At 72.4% G+C, this 10,993-nt stretch carries 6 protein-coding genes; 4 read left to right on the forward strand and 2 right to left on the reverse strand.

The window, feature by feature from the left end:
• The first annotated feature begins 1 nt into the window (after position 1).
• Positions 2-919, forward strand: coding sequence for a siderophore-interacting protein (locus IF11_RS0125345; protein WP_051746193.1), 918 nt, complete (start codon positions 2-4; stop codon positions 917-919).
• Positions 920-921: 2 nt separating this feature from the next.
• Here IF11_RS0125345 and IF11_RS0125350 read toward each other — a convergent pair whose 3' ends face one another.
• Together IF11_RS0125350 and IF11_RS0125355 are read right to left on the reverse strand one after the other, a co-directional pair.
• Complete coding sequence (locus IF11_RS0125350; RefSeq protein WP_030354040.1) at positions 922-4,344, reverse strand: AfsR/SARP family transcriptional regulator; 3,423 nt, start codon at positions 4,342-4,344, stop codon at positions 922-924.
• Positions 4,345-4,489: 145 nt separating this feature from the next.
• Positions 4,490-6,556, reverse strand: a complete 2,067-nt coding sequence (locus tag IF11_RS0125355; protein WP_030354041.1) for a SpoIIE family protein phosphatase — start codon at positions 6,554-6,556, stop codon at positions 4,490-4,492.
• Positions 6,557-6,839: 283 nt separating this feature from the next.
• Here IF11_RS0125355 and IF11_RS0125360 point away from each other — a divergent pair, with 283 nt between their 5' ends.
• The 3 genes from IF11_RS0125360 to IF11_RS0125370 form a co-directional block, all read left to right on the forward strand.
• Complete coding sequence (locus IF11_RS0125360; RefSeq protein WP_037728468.1) at positions 6,840-9,275, forward strand: RICIN domain-containing protein; 2,436 nt, start codon at positions 6,840-6,842, stop codon at positions 9,273-9,275.
• Between the two features lie 80 nt (positions 9,276-9,355).
• On the forward strand, positions 9,356-10,147 hold the full coding sequence (locus IF11_RS0125365; RefSeq protein ID WP_051746194.1) for a TetR/AcrR family transcriptional regulator: 792 nt from the start codon (positions 9,356-9,358) through the stop codon (positions 10,145-10,147).
• 186 nt (positions 10,148-10,333) lie between these two features.
• A partial coding sequence (locus IF11_RS0125370; RefSeq protein WP_030354044.1) for a discoidin domain-containing protein occupies positions 10,334-10,993 on the forward strand: 660 nt, incomplete at its 3' end.

The raw sequence follows: 10,993 nt of genomic DNA on the forward strand, positions 1-10,993 counted from the left end.
TATGACAGACAACGCACCTCAGCAAGGCGGCGGCGCACCACGGGCGCTGCCGGTACGGACCGTCGAAGTGACCGGGGTCCGGCGGATCTCGCCGCACATGGCCCGCGTCACTTTCGGCGGCCCCTCCCTCGCCGACTTCACGCTGGACGGGCCCGATCAGCAGGTGAAGCTGTACTTCCCGAGGCCGGGGCAGCGTGTCCCACGGCTGCCGGAGGCCGGTACGGACGGCGATGTGATGCGGTGGTACGGCGCGTTCCAGGCGATTCCCGAGGAGGAGCGGCCCTGGACGCGCAGCTATACCGTCCGGTCGCACGATCCGCTGCGTGCCACGATCGACATCGATTTCGTCCTCCACGGCGACGGTGACGGCGCTGGGACGGGCCCCGCGACCTCGTGGGCGCGGAGGGCCGCGCCCGGTGCCGTACTGGGCATGTTCGGACCGTCCGCGTACTTCGCCACACCCGTACCGCTGGGCACGACCGACTGGCTGCTGCTGGCCGGCGACGAGACGGCCCTGCCCGCGATCGGCACCCTCGTCGAGACGTTGCCGGCAGGCGCCCGTGCGGTGGCGTATGTCGAGGTGGTGGACACGACGGAGGAGCAGCGGTTCGACACGGCGGGTGAGGTGACGGTGCACTGGCTGCACCGCGGCGGGGCGCCCGCCGGGCGCGGCGGCCCGCTGGTGGCGGCGGTGCGCGCCGCGGAGTTCCCGGCGGGCTCGGTCCTCGCCTGGCTGGGCGGCGAGGCGGGCGCGGTCCGTGCGCTGCGGCGTCATCTCGTCGAAGAGCGCGGGCTCGACAAGCGGTCGGTCCACTTCTCCGGCTACTGGCGGCTCGACCTCGCCCAGGACGACGCCCCGACGGAGGAGGATCTCGCGGAGGCGCGCGAACGCCTGTCGGACGCAGCTGATCTGACGTAGCGTCAGATCAGGGCGGCGGCCTCCTTCACCGGGAGGCCGGCGCCCTCGCCGCGGGCGCGGGCGTACGTCGCTTCGTCGAGCGCCGCGCGTACCGCCGCTTCGGCTCTGGCGAGGATCTCCGTGTCCGGGACGGACGGAAGGGTCCCGAGACGGAAACCCTCCGGCAGGGCGAGGTGATGGGCGTACGCGCCGAGCAGCCGCGCCGCGTCCTCGGCGGCCCCCAGCCGGGCCTTGGCCCAGGCCGCGCAAGGGAACTGATGGATAATCAGATGCGGGGTGACCAGATAGGCCAGGCTGTCCAGCCGCCGTACGGCCTGGGCGGTACGCTCCCGCGCCCGCTCGAACTCCCCTTCCAGACAGTCCAGCCAGCCGTGCATGCCCTCGACCACACCACCGAGGAACGGCTGTTCGGCGAAGGCGGCACTCTCCGCCGCCGCGCTCTCCCCCGCCGCACCTTCCCTCGCCGCACCCTCTCCCGCCACGCCCGCCTCCAGGGCGCGCAGCTGCGTACGTGCCTGATCCGTCCGGCCGGTGCGTCCATAGCGCCGGGCGAGCAGCAGCCGGGCCGTACCCTCGGCGTACCCCGCCGCCTCGGCGGCCTCCTCCACCGCCTCGACCAGCAGCCGTTCGGCGGCCTGTTCCGCAGTCGGGTCACCCGCCGACTCCTGGCGTACGGACGCCAGCCGGGCCTTGAACAGGGGCACTTGGCCGTACGCACCGATCGGAGCGCAGCTCTCCATGGCGCGTGCGAAGTCGGCGGCGGCTTCCTCGTACCGCCCCTGGTACTCGTACAACTCACCACGCGCCCAGAGGGATTGGGCGATCGCGTGGAGATCCCCGGCCCGCTCGAACCGGGCCAGCGCCTCGTCCGCGTCACGCGCCGCTCCGGCCGCCCCGTCGGGACGGCCGCCCGCCAGCTGCGCCCTGAGCATCAGCGCCAGCCCGAGATCCCAGCCGCTCCCCCGCTCCCGGCAGGCCCGCACCTGTGCGTCCAGGGCCGCGCCGATCCCGGGGTAGTCCCCCACCATCAGCTTGGCGATGAACCACATGGTTCCCGGCTGGCGGCAGATCTGCGGCAGTCCGGGGCGGTACGCCGCCACGATCGCGCGCAGCCGCGCCGTCGTACCGGGCCAGGCCGGCCCCGAGACATCCGGCCCGGAGACATCCGCCTCGCCGCCGCTCGCCAGCACCAGCAGCCGCGCTCCACGCCGCGCCTCCCACAGCTGCTCCTCCGGCCAGGGCGGCGCGAGCGCCGTGCACGGCTCGGTCAGCGGTACGGCAGGGCGTACGGGCGCCAGGAAGGGATCGGGACCGAGCGCGGCGGCGGCGGTGAACCAGGCCCTGGCCTCGGGCTGGTGGTCGCGCAGCTGCCAGAACCAGCTCAGCGAGAGCACCAGACAGATCGCCTCCTGCTCCTCCCCGCGGTCGACGGCGGTGCGCAGCGCGGTACGCAGATTGTCGTGCTCCCGCTCGAACCGGCGCAGCAGCCGGGCCTGGCGCGGACCGCGCAGCTCCGGGTCGCCGGTACGGGCCAGCTCACGGTAGGCGGCCAGATGACGGCGCTCGACGGCCGCCCGCTCCCCCGACGCGTCCAGCCGCTCGGCCGCGTACTCGCCGACGGTCTCCAGCAGCCGGTAGCGCATACCGTCCGCGCCCCCGGGGTCCGCGACGACCAGCGACTTGTCGATGAGGGAGACGAGCAGCCCGAGCGTGTTCCCGTCCTCGCCGTTCTCCCCGCACACGGCCTCCGCCTCGGCGGGGGCGCAGCCGCCGGAGAAGACCGACAGACGGCGCAGTACGGCCCGTTCGCCCTCGGTCAGCAGCTCCCAGGACCAGTCGACGACGGCCCGCAGGGTCCGCTGTCTCGGCAGGACGGTCCGGGCCCCGCTGCCGGTGCCGAGCAGCCGGAAGCGGTCGTCCAGCCGGTCCGCGAGCTGCCGCGGCTCGAACGCGCGCAGCCGCGCGGCGGCCAGCTCGATGGCGAGCGGCAGTCCGTCGAGCCGGTGGCAGATCTCGGCACACGCGACCGGGTCGTCGGCGGTACGGAATCCCGGCCGGGCGGCGGCGCCGCGTTCGGCGAGCAACTGGAGCGCCATGTCCTGCGGCAGGGGCCCGACGGTCCGTACGGACTCGCCCGGCACGCCGAGCGGTTCGCGGCTGGTGGCCAGCACGCTCACCCCGGGGCAGCCGGTGAGCAGCGTCTCCGCCAGCCCGGCGGCGGCGTCGATCACCTGCTCGCAGTTGTCGAGCACGATCAGCAGCCGGCGCGGTCCGCAGTACTCGGCGAGCCGCGTCAGCGGGTCTCGGGGCGCGCCGTCCCCGGCCGCCGGGCCCCGTACCACGGTCTCGCGGGCGCCGAGCGCGGTGAGCACCGTCTCGGCCACGGCGGCGGGGTCACGTACGGGCGCCAGCTCGGCCAGCCACACACCGTCCGGCCATGCCCCGGCCGCCGCGCGGGCGGCTTCGAGGGAGAGCCGGGTCTTTCCGGCGCCGCCGGGGCCGGTCAGCGTGATGAGCCGCGCGGCCGGCAGTTCGGCGGCGAGCGCGGCCAGCTCCGGCTCGCGGCCGACGAAGGAGGTGAGACGGGCCCGGAGATTGCCGGGGACGGCCCGGCCGGCCGGAGCGGGCAGGGAGGCGGGCTCCGGGGCCGATGCCGTCGAGGCCGCCGGAGCGGTGGGCACGGGCTCGTCATCGGCCAGCAGCGCGGCATGCAGGGCGCGCAGCTCACGGCCGGGTCCGGTGCCCAGCCGCTCGGCGAGCTGGGTGCGTATCTCCTCGTACGCCTGGAGGGCCTCGGCCGGCCTGCCTGCCGCACGCAGGGCCCGGATACGGAGCGCGTGGAGCGGCTCGTCGAGCGGCTGCCCTGCGGTGAGGGCCGCGAGACCGGCCAGGGCCTGTTCCGGCCTGCCCCGCGCGACGTCGGTGGCCAGCCGGGCGCGGCGGGCCTCCGCGTGCCGCTGTTCGGCGCGTACGGCCCGCGGGTCGGTGTCCCGGCCGGGAAGGTCCGCGAGCGCGGGCCCGTCCCAGAGCGCCAGGGCCTCGTCCAGCACCGTGGCCGCCTGTCGGGCATCGCCGGCGCCGAGGGCCGCGGTGCCTTCGGCGGCGAGCCGTTCGAAGCGGAAGAGATCGATGTCGTCGCGTTGCGCGTTCAGCCGGTAGCCGCCGGGCGCCGAGGCCACGGCCGCGCTCCCGAGGGCCCGTCGTACCCGCCCCACCAACGCCTGGAGAGCGGCGATCTCATCGGCGGGCGCGTGCGCGTCCTCGCCCCAGATCTGGTCCGCCAGCTGTCCGGTGCCCACGACCCGGCCCCCGGCGGCGGCGAGCGCGCTCAGCAGCGCCCGCAGCCGCGCCCCGCTGAGCGGCACCTCGGTCCCGTCCTGTCGAACGGCCCGGGTGGTGCCGAGCACGCGATAGCGGTAGGTCACAGGCCCATTGTCCCCGCAGCCCGGACGCGGGACGCCGCGCTGAGGCCTGCCCTGCGCGTCCTCGCCGCCTCAGCTCCGTACGCCGACATCTGCTTCGTAAGAGCAGCGCTCCATGCCTGGCCGCCCTCAGCCCCGTCCGCCGTCCTCAGACCCGCCCGCTCTCCGGCCGGAACTCGCACCAGACCGCCTTGCCGTCCCCGCGCGGCTCGACCCCCCAGCGCGCGGCCACCGCGTCCACCAGCAGCAGCCCCCGTCCGGAGGTGGCCGCCTCGCCCGGCTCCCGGCGGCGGGGCCAGACGCTGGAGCGGTCCTTGACCCACAGACGTACGCGGCGCACCGGCTCCGGCAGGACCTCCAGGGTGAGCACCGCGCCGCCCTCGGTGTGGAGCAGCACATTCACCAGCAGCTCGCCCGCGGCCAGCTCCACATCGTCGATGAGCTCGGCCAGCCCCCAGTCCGCCAGCGCCTGGCGCAGCACGGCACGGCTCTCGACCAGGCCCTCCGGGTCCGCCTGGTGGACGTACAGGTGGAGACGGGGCGCCTGGTCGGTGCCGGGATCGGGGCGGCGGCGCAGTACGAGCAGCGCGACATCGTCGCCCGTCCCCCAGCGCTCCCACAGCCGCTCCGAGAGATGGTCGGCGAGCGCGCCCGCCCGCCCGGGGCCGGTCCGTACCATCTCGGCGAGCGCGTCCATCCCGGCCGAGATATCGCTGCCCGGCTCCTCGACCAGCCCGTCGGTGCACAGCACCAGGGTCTCGCCCGGTACGAGGTCGAGCCGGGTCTCAGGGAAGTCCTCCTGTCCAAAGGCCGTGGCGAACCCCAGGGGCAGTCCGCCGCGCAGATGGGGCCAGCCGATTCTGCCGTCGTTGTGCCGGACGAGCGGACCGAGATGGCCGGCCCGTACGGCGAGTATCCCGCCGGTGGCCAGGTCCACCTGGGCGTATACGCAGGTCGCGAAGCGCTCCGTGTCGAGCTCGGCGAGGAAGCGTGAGGCGCGCGCCAGGACGGTCGCGGGCGCGTGGCCCTCGCCCGCGAAGGCGCGCAGGGCGATACGGAGCTGGCCCATGATGGCGGCGGCGTGTGTGTCATGCCCCTGGACATCACCGATCACGATGCCGACCCGGCTCCGGGGCAGGGTGATGACGTCGTACCAGTCGCCCCCGACCTCTCTGCCGCTCCAGGCCGCGTGATAGCGGACCGCGATCTCGGCGCCGGGGAACTCCGGGATGTCGCGGGGCAGCATGGACGCCTGGAGGCCGGTGGCGAACTCTCGCTCCTGGTCGAACAGGATGGCGCGCTGGAGGGACTGGGCCACGATGCCCGCCAGGCCCATCAGCATGTTGCGGTCCTCGGTCGAGAAGTGCGTACGCCGCCGGTAGAAGAGCGCCAGACAGCCGATGGAGCGGGCCTGGGCGACCAGCGGCAGGAAGGCCGCCGCGTTGGCGCCGAGGCCCCGGACGTACGGCCGCAGGCGGGGGAAACGGTCGACCACCAGATCGCGCAGTGAGCTGACGAACCTCGGCCGCTGGTTCAGGACCGCCTCGGCGAGCGGCAGGGAGCCGTCGAGGCGGTGGAGCCGCAGGTCGTCGAGCACCTCGATGGACTCGCCGGCCAGCGCGATGAGCTTCAGGGCGCCGCCCTCCACCAGGCCGAGCGCGAGTCCGTCGGCGCCGAAGTGCTCAAGACCGCCCGCGCCCGTCAGCGCGGCGGCGACATCGTCCACGGTGATCGCCCGGGAGAGGGCGTCCGTGGCGCTGTGGACCATGCCGGTCATGCCCGTACGGCCCGTTTCCGCCGGGTTGACCACGGTGAATTCGGAGAGGTCCGCCGTGGCGTTCCGTACGATGCCGACGATCCGGTACGGGCGGCCCTGCTCGTCGCGCAGGATGCGGCCCCTCGTATGGGTCCACTGCCGCATTCCGGTGCGGCGCATCAGCTGGAAATACGAGCCGTACGAGGTCCGGCCGCTCCGGATCGCCGCGTCCACCACGGCTTGCAGGCGCAGGCCCTCCTCGCGGGGGACGCGTGAGGTCAGGGTCTCGGCGACGCCGTCGTACTCGTCGGGGCGCAGATCGAACACAGCGAGGCCCGCCGCATCGAGCTCGAAGGCCCCGCTTTCGAGGTCCCAGTCGAAGCTGCCCATGCGGTTCAGTGCGAGTCTCTCGTCCGCACCGATCACCGGCCGGTCCCGGTCCCGATCGCGTCCTGCCATGCGCCCGCTCCGGAGGTGGGCTGGGAGCCCGGTCAGCCGGCCGGGCTCCTCACTGAGTTTCGTGGCGCTCGAACGCATGTAGCGTAACTTTCCCGGCAAAACGCCGCGAGAGATGCGGGGCGAACCGGTAGAACCGCATCCGGTCCGGGTCGCCGGAGCGCCGGACAGTCGTATGACGTCCGCCCCGCGCCTGGACAGAGCGACTGCCGCGTGCTGTGATGCCAACTCCCGCTCTTTTTAACGTTGTACAGCTCGGCACTGACATGGATGGGAGTCCCTGATCATGCTCGACCGACGACGTTTTCTGCACACCGGCGCCCTCGCGGTCAGCGGCGGGGCCCTCCTCGGCCCCTTAGCGCCCTCCGCCTCCGCCGTCGCTCCGGCACGCGGCGGCTGGTACGCGCCGAACGCAGCGCCGCTCGCCCCCACCGCCTTCCAGAAGCTCCCCCTCGGCAGCGTCACGGCCCGCGGCTGGCTCTCGGGGCAGCTGCGCCTCCTCCTCGACGGGCTCTTCGGCCGCTACGCCGAGATCTCCCACTTCCTGCGGTTCGACGAATCCGGCTGGGTCCACCCGGAGAAGGACGGCTGGGAGGAAGTCACCTACTGGCTGCGCGGATACGTCAGCCTCGCCGCGCTCACCGGCGACGGGGACGCCCTCGCCACGAGCCGCCGCTGGATCGACGCGATCCTGGCCACGCAGCGGCCGGACGGTTTCTTCGGCCCCACCCGGTTGCGTACCGCGCTCAACGGCGGCCCCGACTTCTGGCCCTATCTGCCGCTGCTCCAGGCGCTGCGCTCGCACGAGGAGTTCACCGGCGACCAGCGGATCGTGCCGTTCCTCGTGCGTTTCCTCCGCTATATGAACGCGCAGGGCCCCGGGGCGTTCAACTCCAGCTGGGTCTCGAAACGCTGGGGCGACGGTCTCGACATCGCCATGTGGGTCTACAACCGCAGCCGCGAGCCGTTCCTTCTCGATCTGGCCGACACCATGCATACGCACGGCGCGAACTGGGTCGACCACTTCCCCGATCTGCACAATGTCAATATCGCGCAGGGTTTCCGCGAGCCCGCGCAGTACGCCCTGCGCTCGGGGTCCGCCGAGCTCACCCGGTCCACCTACCGCAACTACGCCACCATCATGGGCTCTTACGGCCAGTTCCCCGGGGGCGGATTCGCGGGGGACGAGAACGCCAGGCCTGGATTCGGAGACCCCCGGCAGGGCTTCGAGACCTGCGGAATCGTCGAGTTCATGGCCAGCCATGAACTGCTCACCCGTATCACCGGCGACCCGGTGTGGGCCGACCGCTGCGAGGAGCTGGCCTTCAACATGCTCCCGGCCGCCACGGACCCCTGGGGCCGGGGCGTGCACTACATCACCTCCGCCAACAGCGTCGATCTCGACAACTCCCGCAAGAACCAAGGGCAGTTCCAGAACGGCTTCGCGATGCAGTCGTACCAGCCCGGCGTCGACCAGTACCGCTGCTGTCCGCACAACTACGGCATGGGCTGGCCCTACTTCACCGAGGAGCTGTGGCTCGCGACCCCCGACCGCGGGCTGGCCGCCGCGATGTACGCGGCGAGCCGCGTCCGCGCGAAGGTCGCCGACGGCACGGAGATCACCGTCACCGAGGACACCGACTACCCCTTCAAGGAGACGGTCACCCTCACCATTTCCACCCCGCGCCCTCTCCGCTTCCCGCTCCATCTGCGGATTCCCGGCTGGTGCGAACAGCCCGAACTCTCCGTCAACGGGCGGCGGACAGCCGCCCCAGCGGGCCCGGCTTTCGTACGGGTCGACCGCACCTGGAGCGACGGTGACCGGGTGGCGCTGCGACTGCCGCAGCGCACGACCGTGCGCCGCTGGGACGACAACCACGGCGCCGTCAGCATCGACCACGGCCCGCTGACCTATTCCCTGCGGATCGGCGAACGGTACGAGCGCTACGCGGGGACGGACGACTTCCCCGAACTCGCCGTGCACGCGAGCGGGCCGTGGAACTACGGCCTCGCCACCGACGGGCCCGCGGATCCGCCCGCGGATCTGCGGTTCTCCGCCGACAGCGGTCCGCTGACCGGCGATCCCTTCACCCAGGAGGGCACACCGGTCCGGATCACCGCCCCCGCCCGCCGGATCACCGAGTGGGTCGCGGACAATCAGCGGGTCGTCACTCCCGTTCAGGACAGCCCGGCCCGTAGCACCTCGGCGGTGGAGCGGGTCACGCTCATCCCCATGGGAGCGGCCAGGCTCCGTGTCACCACTTTCCCGACCGCGAACCCCGACGGCCGTCCCTGGACGCCCGAACCCGCCTTCCACCGCGTTCAGAACAAGCACAGCGGGAAGGTCCTGGCCGTGGACGGAATGTCGCTGGCCGACAGCGCCCGGGTGGTGCAGTTCGACAATTCCGGTACGGCGGACCATGCCTGGCAGCTGACCGACGAGGGCGACGGCTGGTTCCTGATCCGGAACGGGAACAGCGGCAAGGTGCTCGGCGTCGACGGCATGTCCACGGCCAACAGCGCACCGGTGGTGCAGTTCGCGGACAACGGGACCGACGACCATCTCTGGCAGCTGCTGGACAGCGGCGACGGCTGGTACCGCATCCGCAACAAGCACAGCGGGAAGGTGCTGGGCGTCGACGGAATGTCGACCGCCAACAGTGCCCAGGTGGTCCAGTTCGACGACAACGGCACGGACGATCACCTGTGGAAGCTGCTCTGACAGGACGGTCGGGCCGGGGCGTAGCGATTCCCGCGTCACCGCGATAGCAACGCTACGCCCTGGTTGATAGCATCTCTTCCATGAGCACGCGCACACGCATTCTGGAGGCGGCCGCCGATCTTGTGGCGAAGTCGCCGAACGGCGATATCTCCACACGCGCGGTCTGTGAGGCCGCCCAGGTCGGCGCGCCGGTGCTCTACCGGCAGTTCGGCGACAAGGAGGGGCTCCTCTCCGCCGTGGTCGACCATGGCTTCGACGCCTACCTGGCGACCAAGCGCCTACATCAGCCGGGAGCCGATCCGATCCAGGATCTGCGCGACGGCTGGGACACCCATGTGGCGTTCGCGCTGGCGAATCCCAATCTGTACCGGCTGATGAACTCCCCACTGATGCGCAAGCCGCCGGCCTCCGCTCTGGAGGCCCATCAGATCCTCACCCGCGATCTCGAACGAGCCGCGGCCCAGGGCAAGTTGCGGATCTCCCCCGAGCTCGCCGCCCAGATGGTCATGTCGGCGAATGTCGGTGTGGCCCTGATGCTGGTCGGCCGCCCCGCCACCTTCAAGGACCCCGATATGTCACGGCGGGTGCGCGACGCGGCGCACGCCGCCGTCTTCACTCCGGAGGCGATGTACGGGGAGACCGCGGCCCAGGACGCGACCACGGCCTCCGCCGACGGCCCGGCCCCCGCCGACACCCCGGCCGCCGCGGCACGCCTGGGAGCACTCGTCCGGCAGTCGCCGCCCAAGGCCCTGACCACCGCTGAGACCACACTGCTGAGCGAGTGGCTGGAGCGCGTGTCGAACGCGCCGGACACCACCGGCGCACCCCCGTCGTCAGATCTTGAACCGACGCCCACCCGAGACGCGACATGAATACCCACAACGGCCGTGCCCCGACCGTAATTTCCTGTCCGCCATAGAACCAGCCCCGGCGGGTTCGCGCACAACTCTTGACGTGTACGAAACACGGGAGAAGCATCACCGGTACTCAGAGAGCGCTCTCCGAGCGCTCTCTCCCACCGTGCCTCCCGCATTGCCCGACACTCAGGAGACTTGCCCATGCACGCTCCTCCGCTCGCCTCACCGGTGTTCCGCAGACCCTCGCCCGCGCGTCGGCGACCCGCGCGCCGACGCGGACTGGCCGCCTCCCTCGCGGCCACCCTGATCGCGTCCCTGTTACTCCTCATCCCCGGCACCTCCGCCCAGGCCGCGCCCACCCTGCTCTCCCAGGGCAAGCCCGTGACCGCCTCCAGCCAGGAGAACGCCGGCACCCCCGCCACCGGGGCCGTCGACGGCGACAACGGGACCCGCTGGTCGAGCGCGGCGTCCGATCCGCAGTGGATCCAGGTCGACCTGGGCGCCACCGCCGCCATCAGTCAGATCGTCCTGCGCTGGGAGACCGCGTACGCCACGGCGTACCGCGTCGAGTTCTCCACCAACGGCACGAGCTGGACCACCGCGTACTCCACCACCACCGGGCCCGGCGGCACGGAAACGCTCACCGTCTCGGGCAACGCCCGCTACGTCCGGATGTACGGCACCGCGCGCGCCACCCAATGGGGCTACTCGCTCTGGGAGTTCCAGGTCTTCGGCGGCACCTCGGGCGGCAGCGACCCGATCCCGGGCGGTGGTGATCTCGGGCCGAATGTGGTGGTCTTCGATCCGTCGACGCCCAATATCCAGGGCAGGCTGGACGAGATCTTCCGTCAGCAGGAGTCG

Source organism: Streptomyces scopuliridis RB72 (assembly GCF_000718095.1).
GTDB classification, from domain to species: Bacteria; Actinomycetota; Actinomycetes; order Streptomycetales; family Streptomycetaceae; genus Streptomyces; species Streptomyces scopuliridis.